Genomic DNA, 25883 nt, shown 5'->3' with positions numbered 1-25883 from the left:
TTTATGCATTCACGCATTAATTGTGTTAAATCGAGATCCAGCCAATTGCTATGATTGATTAAAAAAAAAAAATAGAATCCATAAAAAAAAACAGATTTAATAAACGCTACCATTTACTTAATCTGTTTTTTTTATTCTAAAAATCATTCTAAAGACTTTCTACCGTCTCTTTCCTTTTTACTTTACCATTGTCGGTTTCTAAAAATTGAGTGACAAAAAAAACTTCTTTCGGTTTTTCATACTTATCTAAACCCTTAAAAATTGCTTTATCAACTTCGTGTTTTTCTCCCTCAATTACTAAAATTAATTTTTCTCCTAAAGAAGCGTCTGCCATGCCAGCAATAAAAAATCGTGACGGAATCAATGCTGCCAACTTCTCTTCGATTTGTTCCGGAATCAACTTTATACCTCCACTATTCACAACATTATCACTGCGTCCTAAAAACACAAATTGATTGTCGTTGATGATTTCGATCAAATCATTAGTAACAATTAGCTCGTCTGAAATTTTGGGTGCATCAATCACTAAACAATGATTTTCATTTTGAGAAATATGAATATTTGGCAAAATAGAAAATGCCTTCTCCCCTATTTTTTTTGCAGCGATATGAGTAATAGTTTCTGTCATTCCATAAGTTTCATAAACAGCAATATTTTTTAGTTTAAGTAAACTCTTTTCGAGCTCTTTACTCATTTTAGCACCGCCTACAATCAATTTTTTAACATTTTTTAATGCCGCTAAAGAGTTTTGCGCTTGTAAAGGAACCATTGCAACAAAATCATATTTGGTTTCATTGCGCGCTAGAGGGTTTGAAGTTGGCTCAACAAAATCAATATCTAAACCTAAAATAAAACTTCTTACCAACATCATTTTTCCAGCAATATAAGCTGTAGGTAAACAATACAATGCTTTATCTCCAGGACTTAGTTCAAAAAAATCTCCTGTAGCTAAAGCTGAATTCACCATTTTTTGTTTATCCATTCGGATAATTTTTGGAGCACCAGTAGTTCCTGATGTTTTTAAATCAACATATTCTTTATTATCAAACCAATCTAATAAAAAGTCTCCAATAGATTTTTCAAATGCATCACCTTCTTTTATCAAACAGTAGGAAACCCGACATAAATCATCCTTATCGAGATGAAATCCGTTAAGTTTAAAACGATTGTGTACATTTTTGTACGTTACTTCATTTGTCATTATTTAGCTGTGTTAAAAGTGTTATGAGTATCGATTTTTACTATTTTACCAGTAAGTTTTTCTTTCCAATTTGTCCAATTGTATTTCTTACTAAAGATATATAAAAGTATTGGGTAAACTACTATTACTGGTAGGATAACATCAAGTCCAGCCTCAGGCTCTGCAATGTCTTTTAATATAGAATGCGTTTGAAAAGCAGTCCAATCAGAAGTAACTAATAAAGCACTAACTAAATTGTTAGCAGCATGAAAACCTAGAGCAAGTTCTATTCCTTCATCCATTAAAGTAATTATTCCTAAAAACAATCCTGTACCTATATAATAGACAAATATAATATTCCCCATTTTAGCAACCTCAGGATTTGCAGCATGTAACCCACCAAAAATTAAAGAAGTCATTAGTAATGGAAACCATTTATTTTTAGCCAAATTAGCAAATCCTTGCATTAAATACCCTCTAAAAATATATTCCTCAGTACTTGTCTGAAAGGGTAGCAAAACAACACTGATGAAAACCAAAATAGCAAAAGGTATCGGTTTAAAATTCCAAACAAAATCAGTTGGGTTCATTTTATAGGAAATCAAAGTAGTAATAATGGTAAATAGTGCCCAAAGTCCAAAGGAAAAAAATATTCTTTTCCAATCAACTGATTTTCTTGAAGTGGTTACTGATAAAAAAGTTTGATGGTGGAGTTTTGTAACAACAAAATAGATTCCAACCATTGCTACAACAAATGAAATCAACATTAAAAATAACGTTAAATTAGGTTCAAACTGATTCATTAACGATTGACTAAGTGAACCAATACTTTCGTTTTCATCAAGCCTATCGTAGGACACTGCAAAAACTAACGGAAGTTGACCAATTGAAGAAGCCAAGATTATAATAATTGAGCCTACTATATATTTCCAAAAGTGATTTTCGGTTTTAATCGCTTGTTCTATAAACATCTATTATATTTTTTAAATTATTCGAGTAAAAATAGTGACTCATAGCCTATTTTTGTGATTCTAAAAATACTTTTTTTATTTCAAATAAAACCTATTAAAAAATTAAAATGATACAAATATATCACAATCCACGTTGTGGAAAATCGAGAAACTGCCTGGCTTTTCTTGAAGAAAAAAATAGTGACTATAAAATTATTAAATATTTAGAGCACCCGCCTACTTATGCTGATCTTGTTGAGTTATTAAAAATGCTGGACTTATCGCCAATAGCATTAGTGCGTCAAAAAGAAAAAATTTGGATAGAAAAGTTTAAAAATAAATCCCTTTCTGACGATGAAATTATAAAAGCCATGATCGATAATCCCATCTTAATAGAGCGCCCTATTTTGATAAAAGACGGTAAAGCCATCATAGCTAGAGACCCCGAAAAATTGAAAAAATTCATGTAATTTTGTGCGATTTTTATTTTAACATTTTTTTATGATTCACCGATTAAACCTTATCTGTTTTTTGCAATCATACCCAAGTAATCAAAAACAATTATAATGCATCAACAATTAAAAAACTATTTGACTCTTATTTTATTTTTCAGCATTTTGCTCGGGTTTTCTCAGCAAAGACCTGGTAGACCTGGAGGTCCAGGCGCAATGGAAAAAATTAATATAACGGGAACTGTTATTGAAAAAATCAGTAAACAACCTCTTGAATACGCAACGGTTACATTCATTAGTAATAAAAACCAAAAAGTAGTTGCTGGAGGAATAACAAACCCTAAAGGAGAATTTAACATTGATGTTACTCCAGGAATGTATACTATAAAGATTGAGTTCATTTCTTTTAAATCAATCGAATTGAAACAAGCGCTAAAAGAAAGCACCAATTTAGGTACTATTGCTTTAGTTGAAGATGCTGCTCAATTGAATGAGGTGGTTATTCGTGCAGAAAAATCTACTGTTGAGATTAAACTTGATAAAAAAGTCTACAATGTAGGTCAGGATATGCTGGTCAAAGGAGGAACAGTAAGTGATGTTTTAGAAAATGTACCTTCGGTATCTGTTGATGTAGAAGGAAATGTTAGCTTAAGAGGTAGTGATAATGTACGTATTTTTATAGATGGTCGTCCTTCAAATGCACTAAATATGGCTGAGGCTTTACGCCAAATTCCCGCAGATGCTATTGATAAGGTTGAAGTTATCACCAACCCATCTGCACGTTACGATGCTGAAGGAGGTGCCGGAATCTTAAATATCATTCTTAAAAAAGGAAAAAATCAAGGTTTTAACGGAACATTTATTGCGTCTACAGGATATCCAGAAACATACGGTTTAAGTGCCAACTTGAATTACAAAACTGAGAAGATGAATTATTTCACTTCTACAGGATATAGCTATAGAACAAATGAAGGTGCTGGTAAAACAAATTCAGAGTATTACAATCTAGATGGTTCTACTAGTAAATTCATAGATGAAACTCGTGATACACAACGCACAAGAAAAGGAATTAGCACAAAAACAGGTGTTGAGTGGGAAATAACACCTACAACGTTCTGGACAAATGCAATTAGTTATAGAGACAATCGCGGAGACAATGAGGATCTTGTTACTTATAGAAATTTTGATCAAGCACGCCAATTCACTTTCGATAATTACCGTTTGAATAATGGATATGACAGCGGAAATGACTTTGAATTCACTTCTAATTTCATTAAAAACTTTAATGACAAAGGCCACAAATTAACAGTTGACGGTTCGTACTCAAGAAATAACGATAAAGACAATTCGATTATTACTGCTGTAAACGAGACCTTCCCTGATCAATCGTCGTTTAGTACTACAATGAATGATGAAGTTCAAAAACAATTTCAATTTCAAGCAGATTACGTATTACCTATAGGTGAAGGAAGTCAGTTTGAGGCTGGATACAAAGGGAATTTTAATAACCTCAATAAAGGCTATGACATTTTCTCAAGCGAAAACGGAAATAGTATTGGTAATCTGTTATCGAATACGCTAGAGTACAAAGAAAAAATCAACGCACTTTATACACAATATGGCTTTAAAGTAAATAAATTCTCTTATTTGTTTGGTTTAAGATGGGAAGACACTAATATTGATGTTAACCTATTAGGAACTAATGAATATAACAATAAAAGGTATAATAAGTTTTTTCCAAGTGCTTTTATCAATTATGAAATATCTGACGCTAGCGGTGTTTCGTTGAGCTACAGCAAACGATTATCAAGACCTAGAGGACGTTTCTTAGACCCTACTCCTAATATTTCAAGTAACATTAATATTTTTAGAGGTAACCCAGATTTAGATCCTTCATTAACTGATAAATTTGACTTAGGCTATATCAAACGTTGGGATAAAATCACTTTTAATACTTCTATGTACTTTGAAAGAACCACTGATGTATTCTCATTTGTACGTTATGAAAGTGGTGATTTTGTAGGTGGCACTACAGATGTAAATGGAGTAAACACAGGCGGAACTCCAGTGGTTTTAAGCACTCCTATCAACATTGGAAAAGAGCAAAAATTTGGTTTTGAATTTACATTAAATTACTCTCCTTTTAAATCCTGGAAAATCAATAGTAGTTTTAACTTGTTTGATACTAAAACAACTGGAGATTTTACTTATATCAATTCACAAAGTATTGCAGTGACCACAAATCTTGATAACAAAGCTGTTTCTTGGTTTACTCGTGTGAACTCTCGTGTAACATTACCCTACAAAATAGAATGGCAATTAAGCGGAATGTATTTTGGACCTAGCAATACAGCACAAGGAAAAAGTTTGGGGCAATACATGATCAATACTGCTTTAAGTAAAGACATCTTAAAAGACAAAGCAACGATTGCTTTTAACGTAAGTGACATTTTCAATTCAAGAAAAATGAGATCAGAAACTAATTTAGCATCAGTAAGTAACTACAGTGAATTTCAATGGAGAAAAAGACAATTTAATCTATCATTCACCTACCGAATCAATAAAAAGAAATCAGATAGAGATAAAAACGCACCTAAAGGCGGTGACGAAGATGGCGGTAGCTTTCCGGGATAAAACAGAAATTGATTTGGTTAATTAATTCGATAAGTACGGGTTCGTTTCAATACGAGCCCGTATTTTTTTTACGTAAAAAAAAGGCATAAAAAAAAGGACCCGTTATCGAGTCCTTTTATTGGTAACAAACTAATTATATAGCTTGTTGCTCTTGCTTCTTTTTAGCTTTTTTTTCTTTGTATGCTTCCCAAGTTGCGCCACCTATCCAATAAGATACGAAACTAACTAAAAAGAACATTAACCAAAACCCTAATGTAAGGATGGTTAGAAAAAGTAAAAAGCCTAAATACTGTGAAAATTCAAACATGTTTTCCGGAATTTTTGAATGTAGCCACAAATGTAAGTTTAATATCCAACCTTAGCAATAAAAAATTATAAAAACTATCCACCAATTTTCATAAAATGGTATTTATCCGTATTTTTGATGAAAGTTTAGGAGCTATTTCCAGCTATTCGCTATATCCACGCAAAAAAGCGTGGGATGCCGCTACTATCTGGGCTAGGCCACAAAAACATAATAACGCATCAATTTCACAATAAAATAATAACACAAACAAATTATAAAATGAAATTCAGAATAGAAAAAGACACCATGGGTGAAGTACAAGTACCAGCCGATAAGTATTGGGGAGCACAAACTGAACGTTCTAGAAACAATTTTAAAATAGGTCCTTCTGCTTCTATGCCAAAAGAAATCATAGAAGGTTTTGCATACTTAAAAAAAGCAGCTGCTTATGCTAACTGTGACTTAGGAGTACTACCCGTTGAAAAACGTGATGCAATTGCTGCAGTTTGTGACGAAATACTTGCTGGTAAATTAGCAGACCAATTTCCATTAGTTATCTGGCAAACAGGTTCAGGTACACAAAGTAACATGAACGTTAATGAAGTAGTTGCAAACCGTGCTCAAGTACTTAAAGGTTTTGAAATTGGAGAAGGCGAACAATTCATCAAAGCTAATGATGATGTAAACAAATCACAATCATCTAACGATACTTTCCCAACTGGAATGCACATTGCAGCTTACAAAGCAATTGTAGAAGTAACGATTCCTGGTGTAGAAAAATTAAGAGACACATTACACGCAAAAGCAACCGAATTTAAAAACGTGGTAAAAATAGGTCGTACGCACCTTATGGATGCTACACCGCTTACATTAGGACAAGAACTGTCTGGATATGTAGCACAATTGACTTACGGTATAAAAGCAGTAAAAAACACCTTAGCACATTTATCTGAAGTAGCTTTAGGTGGAACTGCAGTAGGAACCGGATTAAACACTCCTGCTGGTTATGATGTAACTGTGGCAAAATACATTGCTGAATTCACAGGACATCCATTTGTAACTGCAGAGAATAAATTTGAAGCATTAGCTGCTCACGATGCTATTGTAGAATCGCATGGTGCATTAAAACAATTAGCCGTTTCTTTAAATAAAATAGCTAATGACATTCGTATGTTAGCCTCTGGTCCTCGTTCAGGAATTGGAGAATTAATTATTCCAGAAAATGAACCAGGTTCCTCTATCATGCCAGGAAAAGTAAACCCTACGCAATGTGAGGCTTTAACTATGGTTTGTGCTCAAGTAATGGGTAACGATGTTGCAATCACTGTAGGCGGTATGCAAGGACACTATGAGTTAAATGTTTTCAAACCAGTTATGGCTGCAAATTTCTTGCAATCTGCTCGTTTATTAGGAGATGCTTGTATGTCATTTGACGAGCACTGTGCTCAAGGTATTGAACCAAATTATAAACGTATTAAAGAATTAGTTGATAATTCATTAATGTTAGTTACTGCATTAAATACAAAAATAGGATACTACAAAGCTGCAGAAATTGCTCAAACAGCTCATAAGAACGGAACAACTCTTAAAGAAGAGTCAGTACGTTTAGGATATGTAACTGCCGAAGATTTTGACGCATGGGTTAAACCTGAAGATATGGTGGGAAGTTTGAAATAAATTCCAACTATTATAAAAATCAACAAAGCCCTGCAATTCAAAAATTGCAGGGCTTTATTATTTCAGTTAAAACAAAAAATTAAATTCTTGCTTTAAGCGCGTTATATTCTACTATTAGATCCATTGAGCGATATAGCTTAAGTAATAAATCAGATACCTTTTCATTTTTGGGTTCAATAGCATTTGCTTTTTCTAAATATGAAATAGCCTCTTTTACATCAGCATCCATTTGCACTTTTAATTTATCATAAGTTTCCATATCACTTGGTGATGTTCCTAAAACACTCATTTTATCACTTAATTCTTTCTTCTTATCAAGATTTAAATAAGCTAAATCTAGATAAGGTTCTATAAATTTAGGATTAAAAACAATCATTTGCTTATACAAATTTTCAGCAGCATTCAAGTTCCCTTTTTCACTATATATGTAGGCTAAATTACGATATATTTCAGTCTTCTTAGATGTAGCTCTAACATTCCTAGGTTTTTCATGAGACCCTGCTTTAACATAAGTATCTCTATCTATTGGTGAAGAAAAAAACTCTTCAACATTACTTTTTTTATTAACGGCATAATACTCCATCCCTACACCAGTATAATTAATACTTTGTAATTCCTTATAATTCTTTAATGCCGAATCATAATCTTTAACTGTCATAAAATAAGAAGTAGAGAGATACAAATTTATCGTATCGGTTTTATCTACTTCATATAAGCTATACATCTTTCTAGCTGCATCAGCATATTTATCCGCTTTTAAGTCTTTTGAAGCACTTGTTTGAAAATCATCCTTAATTTGCTTTATACCATCTCTTGCTTTTACAATATATTTTAACTTCCCTGAAAGTGTTTCTGCTCTTATTAACTCTTTATAAGCCCCTACTGCAGCAGTCAAATTTGCAGCAGTTTCAATATTTTTGTCCGCAAGACCTCTAAAAACGTCTGCTTTTAAATCATAAAAATCAGATTGATCTTCATATTCCGCATTAACAATTAAATATTCACTTTTTTCTAAAATAGTTAAGGCTCCTTTTAAATTGCCATTTTTAAATTGACTTTGCGCATCTTTAATTTGGTCTTTTTGTGCATACCCAGCAAATGTAATAAATAGGAATAGTATTAATGTAAAGTTTGTTCTCATCAGTTTAGTTTGGGGTTAATTGCTTTAATTTAGTTTAATAGTAGTCAACCTTAATTTTAACATTAAATTAAGTATTGGAGGCGCAAAATAGATTATTATTTTGATTTTTAAAAATTATTCAATGAAAAAATTATACACAAATCTTCAATTTACCTCTAAAAAAGCAATAAAATAGCCAAAAACAGGATGAAATAAAGGCATATACCTTATATTACAGTTGTTGTAAAACTATTGAAACCCTCTCTGCATTATCATATTCTGCAAAAAACAATCTCTTAAAATTAATTCTTAAAAAAATTAACAAACTCGCTTTGCTTTTGCTTTTTTAAATAGAAAAGATCGTTAACAGTAAAAATAAATTTACTATCAACGATCTTATTATTACTTTTCTTATTATTACTTTTGAAAATAGACAAAATCAATTAAAAAATTATAACACAGGTTTAAATTAATTATTCCTCTTCTTTTTTAATAACTTTTCTAGCAACTTCAATTTTGAATTTCTTGCCTTTCATTTTTTGATCTTTAATATTATGCAATAAATCTTTTACTTTTGAAAATTTAACTGCAGCAAACGAAATAAAATCTTTTACTTCTATCAATCCTAAATCTCCTTTTTCAAGTTGCCCTTTCTGAGAAAAGAACCCTACTATGTCAATTTTATTTAATTTATTTTTCTTACCACCACTAATGTATATCGTTTGATATTGCGGTGGCTTCGGCAAGCCTGTGGCATTTTCGATACTTACAGAGGTCATTCCGTAATCAATATAATCCATTTTTTTCTCACTTTCATGAGTTATAATATAAGCTGTTCCAGAAGCAGTCATACGCGCTGTACGACCATTTCTATGCGTAAACTCATCTTCTTTTGAAGGTAAATGGTAATGAATCACGTGGTTCATCTCAGGAATATCTAATCCACGTGCCGCAAGATCAGTAGTAATCAAGTAACTTACACTACCGTTTCTAAATTGAATTAATGCACGCTCACGCTCATCTTGGTCCATACCACCATGATAATAGGTAGCATAAATTCCTTTTTCATTCAGCGTATCACTAATGCGCTCTGCAGCATCTCTATGGTTACAAAAAACAATAGCTGATTCTGACTTTAAAGAACAAATCAAGTTGAATAAGGTACCCATTTTATCCTTTTCTTTAGAAACAACCAGCTTCATCGCTAAATTTGTTTCTTCAATATGTTCCGGAATAAAATCAAGAATGGTTGGGTTCACTACCCTAGTGTATTTGGGAATCTCAATATCAGAAGTTGCCGAAACCAAAACACGTTTATTTAACTTGCTTAATTTGCCAATGATAAACGACATTTGCTCATGAAAACCCAACTGCAATGATTTATCAAACTCATCGAGAACTAGCGTTTGTACTTTATCTAATCTAAAAGTTCCTCTATCAATATGGTCCGCAATACGACCCGGAGTTCCTATTAATACTGCTGGAGGATTACTCAAGTTTTTTATTTCAGTATCAATGAAGTGACCTCCATAACATACGTTGACTTTATAAGTAGTTCCCATTTTTTTCCAAACCTGCTCTATCTGTAATCCTAATTCCCTTGATGGAACTAATATTAAACATTGAACAGATAAAATTTCAGGTTGCAATAACTCTAATATAGGTAATAAAAAAGCTAAAGTTTTACCTGAGCCAGTAGGGGATAATAACAATACATTATTATCATTTAATATGGCGTCTTGCGCTACTTCTTGCATTTCATTCAAGCTTTCTATGCCTAAATTGAAAAGTATATTGTTAGAATGGTGTGTAGAATTCATTTTTATAATTTGTGCAAAGGTAGTTAAAATTGTTAGACAAGAATTTGTCTTATTTTTTTAAAATACAATGCAAAAAAGGTTGACAATCTTTACGATTACCAACCTTTTTAAGAAATTAATTACAAGTAAAAGCTGCTTGTTTTTATTTTGAAGGATAATTTATCCCTTCTTCTTCTTCGAATAATAATTTAATATTTTCGTAAGAGTTTTTTAAAATCTCTGGAATTTCCTCTGGACTAAACCAAGCCACTTTCTCAATTCCCTCTTCTAGTTGCCCTTGTGGCGTACCTTCAAAGTCTGAATGCATTTCGAACCAATGCGTGATTTTCAACTTATGAACTCCATTGCGTTTAAAAACGTGATAGGTTTTTTGGAGCTTTTTTATAATCCTAAGTTGGTTAACACCAGTCTCCTCCTCTACTTCACGCATAGCGGTGTCCTCGATTTCCTCTCCCTTTTCTATTCCGCCTTTAGGTAAATCCCATTTTCCGTTTCTAAAAATAAACAAGACTTCACCCTTTTTATTATATACTAAGCCTCCTCCCGCTTTATTAACAGGAATTTTTGACTTCAAAGTCTTCATAATCTCCTTCTCATCGGGATGATAGAGATAGGCTTTTTGAATTTTATTTTGAAATATTTTTATGATAAGTTGCTCAATGTCTATACTTTCAAGCAAGAACAATTGAAAATCTGTTTCTTTTGAAATTTTATTTGTCAAAAAAAGTGGTTTGTCGTTAACAAAAACTTTATACATTTGTACTATGATTTTTAATAAAGATACTGCCGAAAAAACAGCCGAATTGCTTTTGCAAATAAATGCAATTAAATTGAATCCAGGAAATCCTTTTACATGGGCTTCTGGATGGAAATCACCTATTTATTGTGATAACAGGCTAATTCTCTCATTTCCAACGATAAGAAATTATGTTAGAGATGAGTTTTCTAAACACATAGAAAAACAATTTGGAAAACCAGATGTTATTGCTGGCGTTGCTACTGGAGCAATAGGAATTGGTATACTTGTTGCAGAGAGTATGGGACTACCTTTTGTATATGTACGCCCAGAAGCAAAGAAACATGGTCGTCAAAATCAGGTGGAAGGTTTTTTACAAAAAGGACAAAACGTTGTTGTTGTAGAAGATCTTATTAGTACTGGTAGCAGTAGTTTGAACGCTGTTGAAGCTTTGCGCGCAGCTGGAGCAAATATTAAAGGAATGGCTGCCATATTTACTTATGGCTTTGAAGTTGCCGAACAAAACTTTAATGAGGCTAAAATTGATTTATATACTTTGAGTAATTATCAAAATTTATTAAACTTAGCTGTTGCAAAAAGCTACATCACTGAAAAAGAAGAACAAACACTTAGAGAATGGAGTACAACTCCTTCTACTTGGAATAATGAACCAAAATAAATAATAAAAAAATGAACTTACAAAGTACAAAAGTTACTGTTCAAAAATCAGCACAAGAATTATTTGATTTATTGTCTGATGTGAAAAACTTTGAAAAATTAATGCCAGACAATATCGCTAAATTTGAAGTTATTGGAGCAGATGCTTTTATTTTTGGATTAAAAGGCATGCCTGAAATCAAATTAAAAATGAAAGAAAAAGTAGCACCAAGTAAAATTACCTTAGGTGCAGCTAGTGACAAACTACCTTTTACTTTGGTTACAAACATAGATAGCGTATCTGAAACTACAAGTGAAGTTAAACTTGACTTTGAAGGCGACTTCAATCCAATGATGGCTATGATGATCAAAGGTCCTATTGGAAAATTTATTGAAACATTAGCTAATAATATGGGGGAATTATAACTCCCTCATATCATATAAAACCCCCTTTTTAATCTTGTTTAAAAAGGGGGATTTTCTTTTTAGTACAACATTTGAATTTCTTTGATATTATATTCTGCTGTGGTATCGTCTTCTAGCAACAATTGTAATTTTCCAAATTCAGAAACGCCTTGAATAATTCCCATAAAATTCTTATTAGAATTATCTTTGAAAGGCATTGGCACACCTTTTTTAAATAATACCTTCAGATACGTCTTCCATAATAAATCAGGTTCTTTATTTAATAAAACAACATTGTCTTTTAGCCTGTTTACAATTTTTAATAAAATTTGATGTTTATCAAATTGGCGGTTACAAACTACCGCCAGTGAAGATCCTTTGGGAAGGTTGTCAAAAGTAATTTGATTAATATTTAATCCAATACCAATCACAGAACTTATTGAACCGTCATTTTTAATACTATTTTCAATCAAAATCCCGCCAATCTTATAATTATATGACATTATGTCGTTAGGCCACTTTATGCTTAACTGCGGAATTTCAAAAGTTTCTAATGCTTGAACTATAGCTAATGCTACTGCTATATTCAAACTGTAAATTTGGTTTAAAACAGTCAAACTATCCTTAACAAAAACACTCATTGTTAGGTTCTTACCTTTCTCAGAAACCCATACTGAACCCATTTGCCCCTTACCTTTTGTTTGGCTTTCAGCAGAGACAATTGTAAAATTTTCTAGATATTGCTTATTCACCAACCCTTTTAGAAAATCGTTTGTAGAATCTATGGCATCGAGTTTGATTAGTTTCATTGACTGTAATTTGTGCAACAGAATTTAATATTTTGTTAAGGGGCAAAAATAATCACAAAAAATGGTAACTTTACCAACTTATATAAAAAATTTTCATGGCAAAAAAGACAATAAATAATGATGACTTATTAGCAAACATCATTAAGGGGATAGAAGAAGTAAAAGGAAATGACATTAGCATTCTAGATTTAAGAGAAATAGATACCGCCGTTTGTGACTATTATGTTATTTGCAACGGTAATTCAAATACACAGGTAAACGCAATTGTTAACTCTATACAAAAAACAGTATCAAAAGAATTAAAAGACAAGCCATGGCATGTTGAAGGGTCAGACAATGCTGAGTGGGTTCTTATGGATTATGTAAATATCGTAGTACACGTATTTCAAAAACAAATTAGAGAATACTACAATATTGAAAGTTTGTGGGGAGATGCAAAAATCACTACAATTGAAAACAAATACTAAAGAAAAACATACCTAATGGCTAAAGATAATAATCCAAACCCTAACAAGTTTAAAGTTAGTCCGTGGCTAGTTTACACTGCTATCTTACTAATTTTTCTATTTATCAGTTTCATAACTGGTAGCTCAAGTTTACAAGAACCATCACAATTGACTTCTTCTAAATTTAATGTTTATTTAGAAAAAGGACAAATTGAAAAAGTAATCGTTTACAATAAAATTGAAGCCGAAGTTTTTTTAAAAGCCGAATCTTTAAAACTTAAAGAACATCAAAAAGTTGCTAAAGATATTTTTGACCGCCCAAACAAAGGACCTCAATATACTTTTGACATTGGTAATGATGAAATTTTTCAAACTAAATTAGAGAAAGCAGTTACTGAAGGAAAATTAAAAGAATTTAATTTTCAAGCAAAAAGTAATTGGTCTGATATACTTATTAGCTTGTTACCAATCATCATCATCATTGGTGTATGGATTTTTATCATGCGCAAAATGTCTGGCGGAGGCGCTGGCGGGGGTGGACAAATATTTAATATTGGAAAATCAAAAGCAAAACTTTTTGACGAAAAAACTGATATAAAAACTACTTTTAAAGATGTAGCTGGATTAGAAGGAGCAAAAGAAGAAATACAAGAAATTGTAGAATTCTTAAAAAATCCTGAAAAATACACTAATCTTGGGGGTAAGATTCCAAAAGGAGCCTTACTTGTAGGCCCTCCTGGAACTGGTAAGACATTATTAGCTAAAGCCGTTGCTGGTGAAGCACAAGTACCTTTCTTTTCATTATCAGGTTCTGACTTTGTTGAAATGTTTGTAGGTGTTGGAGCGTCACGTGTACGTGATTTATTCAAACAAGCCAAAGAAAAATCTCCTGCTATCATTTTCATTGATGAAATTGACGCTGTAGGTAGAGCAAGAGGAAAAAGTAATATGTCAGGTGGTAATGACGAAAGAGAAAACACGCTTAACCAACTACTTACTGAAATGGACGGTTTTGGAACTAATTCTAATGTAATTGTACTTGCTGCAACCAATAGAGCCGATGTTTTAGACAAAGCATTAATGCGTGCTGGTCGTTTTGACAGACAAATTTTTGTTGACTTACCAGACATTCGCGAGCGTGCTGAAATATTCAAAGTTCACTTAGCGCCATTAAAAAAAGTAGAAGGTTTAGATTTAGACTTTTTAGCAAAACAAACTCCAGGTTTCTCTGGTGCTGATATTGCCAACTTGTGTAATGAAGCAGCACTTATTGCAGCACGTTATAACAAAACTGCTGTAGACAAGCAAGATTTCTTAGATGCTGTTGACAGAATTGTTGGTGGATTAGAAAAGAAAAATAAAATTATCTCTCCTGATGAGAAAAAAGCGATTGCTATTCACGAAGCAGGACACGCAACTGTAAGTTGGATGTTAGAGCATGCTGCACCATTAATTAAAGTAACAATTGTTCCTAGAGGTCAAAGTTTAGGTGCTGCATGGTACTTACCCGAAGAGCGTCAAATTGTTCGTCCTGATCAAATGCTAGACGAAATGTGTGCTACTATGGGTGGAAGAGCTGCTGAAAAAGTAACTTTTGACCGTATTTCTACTGGTGCATTGAGTGATTTAGAAAAAGTAACCAAACAAGCGAGAGCGATGGTAACTATTTATGGATTGAATGACAAAATAGGAAACGTTACTTATTACGACTCAACAGGTCAAAGTGAGTATAACTTATCTAAACCATATTCTGAAGAAACAGCAAAAGTTATAGACACTGAGATTTCATTACTTATTGAAGGTCAGTACCAAAGAGCGATTGCAATTCTAGAAGAGAACAAAGATAAATTAAATCAATTAGCTGATATCTTAATCGAAAAAGAAGTAATCTTTAAAGATGATCTAGAAGCTATTTTTGGAAAACGAACTTTTGATGACAATCTAGAAGAAGTAGTGTCTTAAAAAATACATTATAATTTAAATATTTATAAAATCTTAATTCAAAAGTCTCTTTTGAATTAAGATTTTTTTATCTTTGGACGTTTCAAATAATATATAAAGTACCTTCAGGATATATGAGTCTTTTTAGAAAATTTTTCGGTTCTAGTAGTTCGGCTTCAGATGAGGAAAGAGAAAGAGAAGAACAAGAAACTTCCACTTTTAATAACATGTCTATAGATGAGCAATTTATCTATCATTTTAAAAAGAACGGTGGTAAATTTTTATATTGTGAAAACATTGAAGAATTAAAAGAACAGTTTGAAAATATCTTAGCAGAGAATGATTGGTTTGAAAGCCAAGTCCTATGCTATGATCCAAAGTTGTATGGTTTACTAGACGAAAACAAACTTACCTACGGAATGGCATCTAATCCTAAGTTTCTTTTTACTAGTTGCGAAAGCTTAATTGCTGAAGAAGGTTCTATACTTTTTTCATCAAAGCAAATTAAGCAACACAAACCAAACGAATTACCCACAAACATTGTAGTTTATGCTACTACAAGCCAAATGCTTGCTATTAAGAGCGATGGCCTTACTGCTATAAAAAAGAAATACGAAAGGGATTACCCTACCAATATAACTGCAATAAAATATTTTGAAAAAGCAAAAGAGGAAGACTTTACTCAGTACGGTAGCTCCCCTAAGAATCTTTATTTATTGCTTTTAGAAGACCTTTAGAATGAATGAAACTTTAAAGAGATCTATATCAGGAGCTGTATATATTATTTTACTAATCGCTTCTATTCTATATTCAACTGATAGCTTTTTTGCTCTTTTCGGGGCGTTCTTACTTATAGCAACTTATGAATTTTGTAATTTAGTACAAATCAATAAAATTATTCCTATACTGCTAGCCGCAGTTTCTTTTGGATTGTTTTATATGATTAGCTTCGCTACTAGCAGTAGTCCTTTGTTTGAATTTCGCTTTAGCAAAACATTTGATTTAACACTATTGTTTTCAACTTTGTTTGTATTTATAAAATGCATGCACTTTCTTTTCGATAATAAAGCCATAAAGATTGATTCCTTTTCTAAATATGTCTATTTAATAGGATACATCATTCTTCCTTTTATTATTATCACTAAAATCCCTTTTGGAAAAGACGGATACAATCCAAAAATACTAATAAGCATCTTTATTCTTATTTGGACAAATGACACCTTTGCCTATATTGTGGGTAAGTCTATTGGAAAAACAAAGTTATTTGAACGCATTTCTCCTAAAAAAACTATAGAAGGCTTTGTAGGCGGAGTATTTTTTGCAGTAGTAGTAAGTTATTTCATTTCTAAGTATTACATCGAAATTGCAGAAGGAAACATCTATATTTGGATAGTTATTGCCATAATTGTTGGTGTTTTTGGAACAATTGGTGATTTAATCGAATCCAAATTTAAAAGAGTAGCTGGTGTAAAAGACAGCGGAAAAATAATGCCAGGCCACGGAGGCGTACTAGATCGACTAGATAGTGTTATATTTGTAGCACCAATTGTATTTTTATTTTATCAAATTTTAAATTATGTTTCATAAAGAAGGAACCAAGACTATCTTATTAGGAATTATTTTTATGGTGGTTGCACTATTAATTTCTGATTATTTCATTGACAATAATTGGCTTAAAATGGCAATTCAAATCGGTGCGCTGTTAATTTTGATTATCATTTTACAATTTTTCAGAAATCCGAAAAGAGTAGCGATAATAAATGAGAACCAAATTTTAGCACCTGTAGATGGTAAAGTTGTGGTAATTGAAGAGGTTTATGAAGGAGAATACTTTAAAGACAAACGCATTCAGGTTTCTATTTTCATGTCTCCTATAAATGTACACGTTACTCGTTACGCAATAAGCGGACTTGTAAAATTCAGTAAATACCATCCTGGTAAATTTTTGGTTGCTTGGCACCCAAAAGCAAGTGAAGAAAACGAAAGAACTACTGTAGTGGTTGAAAACAATACTTTTGGCGCTATTTTATACCGTCAAATAGCTGGTGCATTAGCGCGTCGTATTGTGAATTACGCTCAGGAAGGAATGCAAGTTGTTCAAGGTACTGATGCCGGTTTTATTAAATTTGGTTCACGAGTTGATATCTTTTTGCCATTAGGTACACCCATTGATGTGGTACTTAACCAAAAAGCCATTGGTGGAAAAACAATTATTGCAACTAAAAAATAATGAATGAAATAGATTTAAACACTCAATTTCAAGAGGCCGTAAATAGCGCTTCATTGATGACTCAAGCATCTTTACCGCAAGATGTGCAACTGCGTCTCTATGCTTATTACAAACAGGCTACTTTGGGTACTTTAGAACCAAGACAGACATCTAACTATCATTTGAGAGATGCGTTTAAAACTAATGCATGGATGCAAATAAGTCACCTATCTGCCAATGAAGCTAAAGAGCATTACATAGACTTAATAAATTCCATTTTAAAAAAATAGCACTATCCATGAAAAATAATGCTTATATATTATCCGCTTTAGCAACTATGACTGTTTTATTTTCTTGTCAAGACAAAAAACTAACAGAAGTAGTTGAAGTTCCATTGCCCACTGCTCAAGAAAAAGTATCTATAGGTTTTCCTGAAGATGTAAAAGCAGCGCAAGGTTCTTTTCAGGTAGAAAAATTGGAATATAATTATGACGCCTTAGCTCCTACTGTTTCTCCACTAACTTTAGAAACACACTATTCTAAACATTATTTAACCTACACTAATGACTTAAACAAAGCCATTGCAGGAACGCCATATGAAAATCAGTCTATAGAAAACATTCTAGCAAAATTAGACTTAAAAGACACCGAATTAAGGAATAACGCTGGTGGTTATTACAACCATAGTTTGTACTGGAAATCAATGGCACCCGATACAGGTGGTGTTGCAATTGATACGCTTGCAGGAGTAATTAAAAGAGATTTTGGTTCTTTTAGTAACTTTGAAAATGCTTTTAAAAACGAAGCTACGAGTCAGTTTGGTTCTGCTTGGACGTTTTTAGTCGTTGATAAATACGGAAAATTAAAAATAACTAGCACTCAAAATCAAGACAATCCCTTAATGAGAAATGCTGTTGTTCCTGGAACACCTATTCTAGCTTTAGATTTGTGGGAGCATGCTTATTATTTAGGATACCAATACCGCCGAAAAAACTATATTGATTCTTTCTTTACGGTAATCAACTGGGAAAAAATCAATGCTAATTATGAAGCCGCAATGAGAAAGAAATATTAAACAATAATTTTATATTTAAAAATGCTGATAGAAACCTCAAAGAGGAATTTATCAGCATTTTTTTTTGTATTTATAAATTCTAGCTTAGTTACTGTAATTTATAGATAAAAGATTCCAGCGGGGCTATTGTAATGGCTACATTTCCTATGTCATTTTTTACAACAAGCGTTGTTTTATTCTGGTTGTACAATTGATCAATAAGTGAGTAATTTCCATCCTTCAAATTCCACTTCTTAATAACATTTGATGGAATCTCAAGATTGAAATTACTAGTTTTGCTATCCGAAAAATTAGTGACTACAACTAATTTTTCATCTGCTGACCAACGAGTAAAAGCATAAATTTTAGCATCAAAATCCTTTGTGTTTTTTCTATTACTAGTTTGGATTTCTCCAAAATCTCCCATTAATGCAGTACTATTAACTGAGAAGTTTAATAATCGTTTGTAAAAATCACGCAGTTCTTTTTCTTTATCCGTCAGTTGACCGCCGTCAAATTTACCTTCATTCATCCAGCGTTGGTGACTTGGAACACCTACATAATCAAAAATCGATGTTCGAGAATGAGTTCCAAAACCACCATTTTCATTCCCCGCTTCCCCTACTTCTTGACCAAAATAAATCATTGTGGGTGATGAGCTTAACGTGGTAGAAACAACCATCAACGGCTTTCCTCTTTCGGGAGATTTAGCAAATTCAGCACTTGCTAAACGTTGCTCATCATGATTATCCAGAAAATGCAACATGTGATGTTCAATATCTTTCATTCCGTTTTGAATGCTAGAAAGTGCATCAGGCGATGCTTTATCTTGAATTATCTCCTTCAGCTTATCATAAGTCTCCACTTTATCATATAAATAATCCATTTTACCTAAATGAATGTAATTTCTATATTCTTTTGGGTTATAAACTTCGGCTAATAAAAAGGCACTAGGGTTTGCCATTTTTATCGCTGAATTCATGTAACTCCAAAACTCATATGGAACCATTTCAGCCATATCATATCTAAATCCATCGACACCTTTAGCAGTCCAGTACAAGGCAATATCACGGAATTTTTTCCAAGAATCTGGCACCTCTTTATTTTTCCAAAATTCAAAATGAGCAGCATAAGATTTCGATCCATAACGTTTGGGTAATTCAGGAAAATCCTTAGTTCCATCAGGACGGATTCCGTAATTTACTTTTACGGTTTCGTACCAATCATTCTTATCAGGTTTTGACAATTTAGAACCGTTACCCGTCCATTTAGCAGGAATTTCGTCAAATTTACCATCGCTTAAAGGATTTGCTTCTCCATTTAAGGGTTTGTCCGTATCCGGAACCTCAAATTTAGAATTTGGAATATAATAGAAATTATTATCTCTTTTATACTCCACAGTCACATCATCATCTGCACCAAAGTCGTTAACACCCTCTGGGTTATTTTTCCCTTCATATTTTCGAGCAATATGATTGGGGACAATATCAATTATTACCTTCATTCCCGCAGTATGCGTTCTTCCAATCAAAGCTTCAAATTCTTGCAATCGATGAGCTGGATCAACAGCTAAATCAGGGTCTACATTATAATAATCCTTGACAGCGTATGGAGAACCTGCCCGCCCCTTTACAATATCAGGATCGTCATTTGAGACTCCTATTGCAGTATAATCTCCCACTAAGGCATGATGTGGAACACCAGTATACCATATATAAGACACTCCTAAATCTTTGATTTCATGCAAAGCAGTATCCGTAAAATCATTGAACTTCCCTACTCCATTTTCTGAAATTGTTCCCCAAGGTTTGTTAGTGGTATTTTTATTCCCAAATAAACGCGTAAAAACCTGGTAAACTACTATTTTACGCTCTCTTTTCTCGGTATGTATATCTTCTTTTGACTTTAACTCCGTTGTTTTGCAAGCTGCAGTTAGTAAAACTAAACTAAGGCCTATAAATAGTTTTTTATTTTTCATTATTATTGGTTCGGTTACACTATTTTAATAGCTCGTAATTGTGCTTTATTATGAATTATAACTTTCTAAATTTACTATAAAATTCAAAACTACACTATACTCCAATTTTATCTAAGCGTTAAAACAAAATCAAAAACAACACTACAACGTGAGAGTTGGGTTTATTGTTGATAAGTTATCCCGCTAACTAAGAGTAGGATGCTGGTCTAAAAGCTTTTAAACCTATAAATAAATGCTAATATCGATTAGGATTGTTTCCTTTTTCTTAAATTTGACAAAAAATTAATCCATTGAATAAATCACTATTCTTCATAGGCTGCTTATTGCTGATTTTTAGTACTAAATCAACTTTGGCGCAAGCACCAAAAAAAATTATTGTTGAGCATTCTGATTTTGCTGATATTAATCAAGTCGAAAATCCAGATGCTTTTTTACTGACTGGAAATGTACGTGTTAATCATGACGGAATTGTATTAACATGTAATAAAGCCTATTATTTTCAAAAAGAGAATTACATCAAAGCTTTTGGAAATGTACAAATAGTACAAGGAGATACTTTATTTTTAAATAGTAAATATGCCGAATATAACGGAAATGTTAAAAAAGCATTTGCCGCTGGTGAAGCGTATATGAGTTCTCCAGATGCAACTTTGGTCACAGATACTATTAATTTTGATCGAAATGTACAACAAGTGTATTACAACACTCAAGGAACCATCACGAATAAAGACAATACGTTGCGTTCTAAATCAGGAAGATATTACGTAGCCGAAAAGAAATTTCAGTTCTTAACAGCCGTTACCATAACAAATCCTCAATATGTAATAAAATCGAATCATTTAGATTACTATAGTAATTCCGGGCACTCTTATCTCTTTGGTCCATCAACAATTACTAGTAAAAACAATTATATTTATACCGAAAAAGGCTTTTACGACACCAAGAAAAATCTAGCACATTTCCTTAGGAAATCCTATATAAAATACGATGACCGACTCATAGAAGGTGATAGTTTGTACTACGATCGCAACAGAGAATTTGCCTCAGCAACACGTAATGTAAAAATTACAGACTCAATCAATCGAGGTGTAATTAAAGGACATTACGGAGAAGTTTACAAAAAGAAAGACTCTATGTTTGTGACTAAACGTGCATTAGCAATTAACTTTGTCGATAACGATTCTGTCTACATACACGGAAAAAAACTCATGGTAACTGGAAAAGAAGGCGATAGAATAATTAGAGCTTTTAATAATGTTCGGTTTTTAAAGAAAGACATGAGCGGAAAATGTGATTCAATTTATTCGAACTCAAGAATTGCCTTGACAAAATTGATAGGAAATCCTGTGTTATGGAATGGTGACAACCAGATTACTGGTGATGTAATGCATTTAATAGGAAACAATACCACCCGAAAATTAGATTCGCTAAAAGTACTAAACAACACCTTTTTAGTCTCTCGGGACACCTTGGGAACCGGTTATAATCAGGTCAAGGGGCTCAATTTATTTGGTAAATTTAACGATGGTAAACTCCGTGATGTTGACATTATAAAAAATGCCGAAGTAATTTATTACATGCGTAATGATAGTAACGAACTCATTGGAATCAATAAAAATGTAAGTAGTAAAATTAATCTTATTCTCGAAAATAATGCTATCGAAACCATCACATTTTATGACCAAGTTGATGGCGATATTTATCCAGAAAAAGAGTTACCCGAAAATGCCCGAAAATTACGCGGACTTGTCTGGCGTGGTGAGGAGCGCATTTTTACTAAAGAAGACCTTTTTTCTGCTGAAGAAAATGAGTATAACGAAAAGATGATTTCTGCTGCAAAAAAAGACGATGCTAAAGAAAACGTTCCTATGAAAATCAGGAAAGAAACTTTAGATTATGACAAAAAGAAGCCGAAAAAGAAACCCAAAAAGAAATAGTTTTTTATTAATTGTAATTTCTGATTTACAGTAAAAAGAACTAATTTTAATATACAAAAGATACCATACATTGAACGAAGATTTTATAAAATACCAAGCACAAACATCACCATATCCATTAGGGATGGAGGTTTCATACGCTAAAGGCTCCTATATTTATGACACTAATGACAAAAAATATTTAGATTTTGTCGCAGGTGTTTCAGCTTGTACTTTAGGGCATCAACCCGCAAGAGTCAACCAAGCCATAAAGGATCAATTAGATAAATATTCACACGTGATGGTTTATGGAGAGTATTCTCAAAGCCCAGCAGTTGCCTATTGTAAATTAATGGCCTCACTCCTACCAGCTCCACTTGACAAAACGTACTTAGTAAATTCAGGTACTGAAGCAATTGAAGGCGCTCTAAAATTAGCTCGAAGAGTAACTGGTCGCAGTCAATTAATTTCTTGTCACAATGCATATCACGGGAACACCATGGGTTCTTTGAGCGTTATGGGGTTTGAAGAACGCAAACAAGTTTTTCGTCCGCTTATTCCTGACGTAGCATTTATTACCTTTAATAATGAGGCTGATTTAGATAAAATAACGACTAAAACAGCTGGGGTTTTATTAGAAACCATTCAAGGAGGCGCTGGTTTTATTCAGCCAGAAAATGATTTTCTAAAAAAAGTAAGAGCCCGTTGTAACGAAGTAGGTGCCATTATGATTCTTGATGAAATCCAACCTGGTTTTGGAAGAACAGGAAAATTATTTGGATTTCAAAACTACGATGTTGTTCCAGATATAGTGGTTATGGGAAAAGGAATGGGAGGCGGTATGCCCGTAGGAGCTTTTACAGCTTCATCAGCAATGATGGATCTATTGAGTGACAACCCAAAACTGGGTCACATAACAACCTTTGGTGGTCATCCTGTCATTGCGTCAGCTTGCTTAGCTACTTTGCAAGAAATAACTGAAACCGATTTAATGCAACAGACGTTAGAGAAGGAAAAATTGTACCGATCACTTTTGGTACATCCTTTGATAAAGGAAGTGAGAGGAAAAGGGTTAATGCTTGCCGTTATGACCGAAAGTGCAGCAATAACAAATGAAGTGATTTTAAAATGTCAAGACAAAGGACTTATCTTATTCTGGTTACTATTTGAGGGATGCGCAATAAGAATCACACCACCATTAACAATTTCTAACGATGAAATTAAGGAAGGATGTGCCATAATGAAGGAAGTTATGGATGAAGTTCTACTATCAACTACCCATTAAATACAATAATTACTAGTAGCGATTAAACAGTACTGTGTATTGTTAATTAAATTGTTCACAACAATTCTAATTTTTCTTCACATCAATAGTAATGATACCTAATTTTAAATAGGTCAAATTCAAAAAAACAAAGCATGCAATTAAGCAACGAAGAAGAAGACTATAACTTATCATTATCCAAATTTGAGTCTATGTTGAAAACCAACAAAGTACTCTTTTTTGACTCGGAAGAATTTGAAGAAATTATACTTCATTATCTCGATATGGGTAAGGCGGCTTTAGCCAAAAAAGCATTAAAATTAGGACTAGATCAACACCCAAAATCAACTGGTTTAAAACTAGTTCAGGTAGAGATGCTCGTATTTGACGATAAATTAGAAATCGCCGAAAAATTACTCAATGAACTGTATGCAATTGAGCCTAATAATGAAGAGATATACATACAAAAAGCCAACATTTATTCTAAAAGAGACCAACATGAAAAAGCGGTTGAATTCTTAAAAATAGCCCTTACTTATACTGATGATTATGCTGATGTCTATAACTTAATTGGTATGGAATATCTTTTTATGGACAATCTAGAGCTTGCAAAAGAGAGTTTCATAAAATGTCTAGAGGAAGATCTTGAAGATCAATCGGCTTTGTATAATGTGGTGTATTGTTTTGAATTTTTAGATCAAAATCTAGAGGCGATAACGTATTTAAATAAATACATTGATAAAAATCCCTATAGCGAAATTGCTTGGCATCAAGTGGGACGCTTGTATTATGATTTAAAAGATTATGAAAATGCCATTCGCGCATTTGATTATGCAACCTTAATTGATGATGAGTTTTTAGGCGCCTTCATGGAAAAAGCCAAAGCTTATGAACGTCTAAAAAGATACGAAGAAGCAATTGAAAGCTACAATAGAACCATCGCGCTAGATGACGCTACCTCTTATGCGCTGTTGCGAATAGGAAAATGTCACGAACGTTTAGGAAATACTGTTTTAGCATTAAAATATTATAATGAAACGGTACACGAAGACCCCCTTTTAGACAAAGGTTGGATTGCGATAACTGATTTTTACTTGCGTCAAAAGAATTACCAAAAAGCCTTATTTTTTGTCAATAAAGCATTAGCAATCGACAATCAAAATCGTTTGTACTGGAAGCGCTATGCTACAATCAACAAGGAAATGAATTTCTTTGAGGAAGCTGAATTTGGTTTTAGAAAAGCAGTTGAGTTTGGAGATACTGCATTAGACACTTGGTTATTTTGGGTTGATATTTTACAGTTTTTAGGTGAGTTTGATAGCGGAATACAAACATTATTGCAAGCATCAGAATATTTTCCTGAAGAAAACGAAATTGAATACCGTTTAGCTGGGTTGTATTTTATGACCCAAGAAAATACCAAGGCTAAATTTCATTTAAGCAATGGATTACGTCTAAAATTTGATAACTATGTATTGATTGAAGACTTATTTCCTGTAGTATGGACAAAAAAAATCGTTCGCAATTATATAGATAAATACAAAAAAGAATAATGGCTGTAACTAATAAAAAACGCTTTGGTTTACTAGGAAAAAATATTAGTTATTCTTTTTCTAAAGGATATTTCACTGCTAAATTTGAAAAAGATGCCGCTACTAATTATAGTTACGAGAATTTTGACTTAGACGAAATTAGTGAATTTGAGGGTTTAATAAAAAACAATCACGAAGAATTAGCTGGTATCAATGTTACGATTCCGTATAAAGAAGCAGTGATGCCTTTTTTAGATAAATTATCAAAAAAAGCCAAACTAATAGGTGCCGTAAACACCATCAAATTCACTAAAAAAGGCAAATTAAAAGGATACAATACTGATTATTATGGTTTTAAAAAAGCAATAAAACCATTATTAAAATCACACCATAAAAAAGCATTGATTTTAGGTACTGGTGGTGCATCGAAAGGCGTTTGTTTTGCTCTTGATGAGCTAGGAATAACCTATACTTTTGTGTCTAGGATAAAAAACGAAAACACTATTTCTTATGAAGATCTTGATAAAGATACATTTGAGAGTCATACAATAGTAATTAACGCCACACCAGTAGGCACAAGCCCTGACATAGCTGCTTTTCCGTTAATTCCGTATGAGTTTTTCACCCCTCAGCACATTGCATTTGACCTAATATATAATCCCCCAATAACGCAGTTTTTAAGTAAGGCTTCCGCCAAAGGAGCACAAACTAAAAATGGTTATGATATGCTTGTCTACCAAGCAGAAAAATCATGGGAAATATGGAATAAATAAATAATTGAAAAATATAGAAAAAGCTTTCAGTCTTGAATTAGATT

Annotated in this window: 24 protein-coding genes; 16 read left to right on the top strand and 8 right to left on the bottom strand. The window is 32.7% G+C overall.

What is annotated here, in order from left to right; all coding sequences use genetic code 11:
- Window positions 1-148: 148 nt before the first annotated feature.
- The gene (locus ACVEGE_RS13160) at window positions 149-1201 is read right to left on the bottom strand and encodes an AMP-binding protein (RefSeq protein WP_192500888.1); all 1053 of its coding nucleotides are present in this window, start codon (window positions 1199-1201) and stop codon (window positions 149-151) included.
- Window positions 1201-2151 (bottom strand): CPBP family intramembrane glutamic endopeptidase, encoded by a 951-nt coding sequence (locus tag ACVEGE_RS13155; protein ID WP_192500887.1) that lies wholly within the window; start codon window positions 2149-2151, stop codon window positions 1201-1203. The genes ACVEGE_RS13160 and ACVEGE_RS13155 overlap by 1 nt, the downstream gene beginning before the upstream one ends.
- 107 nt (window positions 2152-2258) lie before the next feature.
- Here ACVEGE_RS13155 and arsC point away from each other — a divergent pair, with 107 nt between their 5' ends.
- Window positions 2259-2600, top strand: coding sequence for an arsenate reductase (glutaredoxin) (gene arsC / locus ACVEGE_RS13150; protein WP_173855666.1), 342 nt, complete (start codon window positions 2259-2261; stop codon window positions 2598-2600).
- A gap of 96 nt (window positions 2601-2696) precedes the next feature.
- Window positions 2697-5216 carry an outer membrane beta-barrel family protein gene (locus ACVEGE_RS13145; RefSeq protein ID WP_173855665.1) on the top strand — a complete coding sequence of 840 codons (2520 nt, stop codon included), beginning with the start codon at window positions 2697-2699 and terminating at the stop codon, window positions 5214-5216.
- A 133-nt stretch (window positions 5217-5349) separates the two neighbouring features.
- Here the strand turns inward: ACVEGE_RS13145 and ACVEGE_RS13140 are convergent, their stop codons facing one another.
- Window positions 5350-5523, bottom strand: coding sequence for a hypothetical protein (locus tag ACVEGE_RS13140; protein WP_173853093.1), 174 nt, complete (start codon window positions 5521-5523; stop codon window positions 5350-5352).
- Window positions 5524-5781: 258 nt separating this feature from the next.
- On the opposite strand from ACVEGE_RS13140, the gene fumC reads away from it, so the two are divergent.
- Entirely contained in the window at window positions 5782-7179 is a 1398-nt protein-coding gene (gene fumC, locus ACVEGE_RS13135; RefSeq protein ID WP_173855664.1) for a class II fumarate hydratase, read from the top strand.
- Window positions 7180-7258: 79 nt separating this feature from the next.
- Here the strand turns inward: fumC and ACVEGE_RS13130 are convergent, their stop codons facing one another.
- The 3 genes from ACVEGE_RS13130 to ACVEGE_RS13120 form a co-directional block, all read right to left on the bottom strand.
- Entirely contained in the window at window positions 7259-8320 is a 1062-nt protein-coding gene (locus ACVEGE_RS13130; protein ID WP_173855663.1) for a hypothetical protein, read from the bottom strand.
- A gap of 452 nt (window positions 8321-8772) precedes the next feature.
- Entirely contained in the window at window positions 8773-10119 is a 1347-nt protein-coding gene (locus ACVEGE_RS13125) for a DEAD/DEAH box helicase (protein ID WP_192500886.1), read from the bottom strand.
- A 142-nt stretch (window positions 10120-10261) separates the two neighbouring features.
- Window positions 10262-10876, bottom strand: a complete 615-nt coding sequence (locus ACVEGE_RS13120; protein WP_192500885.1) for an NUDIX hydrolase — start codon at window positions 10874-10876, stop codon at window positions 10262-10264.
- Between the two features lie 7 nt (window positions 10877-10883).
- Here ACVEGE_RS13120 and pyrE point away from each other — a divergent pair, with 7 nt between their 5' ends.
- The gene (gene pyrE, locus ACVEGE_RS13115; protein WP_192500884.1) at window positions 10884-11534 is read left to right on the top strand and encodes an orotate phosphoribosyltransferase; all 651 of its coding nucleotides are present in this window, start codon (window positions 10884-10886) and stop codon (window positions 11532-11534) included.
- Between the two features lie 11 nt (window positions 11535-11545).
- The gene (locus ACVEGE_RS13110) at window positions 11546-11938 is read left to right on the top strand and encodes an SRPBCC family protein (RefSeq protein WP_192500883.1); all 393 of its coding nucleotides are present in this window, start codon (window positions 11546-11548) and stop codon (window positions 11936-11938) included.
- Between the two features lie 59 nt (window positions 11939-11997).
- On the opposite strand, the gene ACVEGE_RS13105 is transcribed toward ACVEGE_RS13110, so the two are convergent.
- Window positions 11998-12726: a biotin--[acetyl-CoA-carboxylase] ligase gene (locus ACVEGE_RS13105; RefSeq protein WP_458008548.1), complete on the bottom strand. Its 729-nt coding sequence runs from the start codon at window positions 12724-12726 to the stop codon at window positions 11998-12000.
- A gap of 95 nt (window positions 12727-12821) precedes the next feature.
- Between ACVEGE_RS13105 and rsfS the strand changes: the two genes are divergently transcribed.
- The 7 genes from rsfS (at window position 12822) to ACVEGE_RS13070 (ending at window position 18397) form a co-directional block, all read left to right on the top strand.
- Window positions 12822-13193, top strand: coding sequence for a ribosome silencing factor (gene rsfS / locus ACVEGE_RS13100; RefSeq protein WP_173853101.1), 372 nt, complete (start codon window positions 12822-12824; stop codon window positions 13191-13193).
- Between the two features lie 15 nt (window positions 13194-13208).
- Window positions 13209-15134, top strand: coding sequence for an ATP-dependent zinc metalloprotease FtsH (gene ftsH, locus ACVEGE_RS13095; protein WP_192500881.1), 1926 nt, complete (start codon window positions 13209-13211; stop codon window positions 15132-15134).
- Between the two features lie 113 nt (window positions 15135-15247).
- Window positions 15248-15850 (top strand): lactate utilization protein B/C, encoded by a 603-nt coding sequence (locus ACVEGE_RS13090; protein WP_173853103.1) that lies wholly within the window; start codon window positions 15248-15250, stop codon window positions 15848-15850.
- Window position 15851: 1 nt separating this feature from the next.
- Window positions 15852-16700 carry a phosphatidate cytidylyltransferase gene (locus ACVEGE_RS13085; RefSeq protein ID WP_192500880.1) on the top strand — a complete coding sequence of 283 codons (849 nt, stop codon included), beginning with the start codon at window positions 15852-15854 and terminating at the stop codon, window positions 16698-16700.
- Window positions 16690-17343 carry a phosphatidylserine decarboxylase family protein gene (locus ACVEGE_RS13080; protein WP_173853105.1) on the top strand — a complete coding sequence of 218 codons (654 nt, stop codon included), beginning with the start codon at window positions 16690-16692 and terminating at the stop codon, window positions 17341-17343. Before ACVEGE_RS13085 ends, ACVEGE_RS13080 begins: the two co-directional genes overlap by 11 nt.
- A complete protein-coding gene (locus ACVEGE_RS13075) occupies window positions 17343-17612 on the top strand; it encodes an acyl-CoA-binding protein (RefSeq protein ID WP_173853106.1) in 270 nt (89 codons plus the stop codon). Before ACVEGE_RS13080 ends, ACVEGE_RS13075 begins: the two co-directional genes overlap by 1 nt.
- Before the next feature lie 8 nt (window positions 17613-17620).
- Window positions 17621-18397, top strand: coding sequence for a superoxide dismutase (locus ACVEGE_RS13070; protein WP_173853107.1), 777 nt, complete (start codon window positions 17621-17623; stop codon window positions 18395-18397).
- Window positions 18398-18485: 88 nt separating this feature from the next.
- Here ACVEGE_RS13070 and ACVEGE_RS13065 read toward each other — a convergent pair whose 3' ends face one another.
- Window positions 18486-20354: an alpha-amylase family glycosyl hydrolase gene (locus tag ACVEGE_RS13065; protein WP_458008547.1), complete on the bottom strand. Its 1869-nt coding sequence runs from the start codon at window positions 20352-20354 to the stop codon at window positions 18486-18488.
- 290 nt (window positions 20355-20644) lie between these two features.
- On the opposite strand from ACVEGE_RS13065, the gene ACVEGE_RS13060 reads away from it, so the two are divergent.
- The 4 genes from ACVEGE_RS13060 to ACVEGE_RS13045 all read left to right on the top strand — a co-directional run bounded on the left by ACVEGE_RS13060 (window position 20645) and on the right by ACVEGE_RS13045 (window position 25839).
- Window positions 20645-22291 carry an OstA-like protein gene (locus tag ACVEGE_RS13060; protein ID WP_192500879.1) on the top strand — a complete coding sequence of 549 codons (1647 nt, stop codon included), beginning with the start codon at window positions 20645-20647 and terminating at the stop codon, window positions 22289-22291.
- A gap of 70 nt (window positions 22292-22361) precedes the next feature.
- Complete coding sequence (locus ACVEGE_RS13055; protein WP_192500878.1) at window positions 22362-23555, top strand: aspartate aminotransferase family protein; 1194 nt, start codon at window positions 22362-22364, stop codon at window positions 23553-23555.
- A gap of 134 nt (window positions 23556-23689) precedes the next feature.
- Entirely contained in the window at window positions 23690-25087 is a 1398-nt protein-coding gene (locus ACVEGE_RS13050; RefSeq protein ID WP_192500877.1) for a tetratricopeptide repeat protein, read from the top strand.
- A complete protein-coding gene (locus ACVEGE_RS13045; RefSeq protein ID WP_192500876.1) occupies window positions 25087-25839 on the top strand; it encodes a shikimate dehydrogenase family protein in 753 nt (250 codons plus the stop codon). Before ACVEGE_RS13050 ends, ACVEGE_RS13045 begins: the two co-directional genes overlap by 1 nt.
- The last annotated feature ends 44 nt before the right edge of the window (window positions 25840-25883 follow it).

The organism is Flavobacterium sp. PL002 (genome assembly GCF_054165825.1).
The sequence above is the reverse complement of the archived record's forward strand: the minus strand, read 5'-3'. Positions and strand labels throughout refer to the sequence as shown.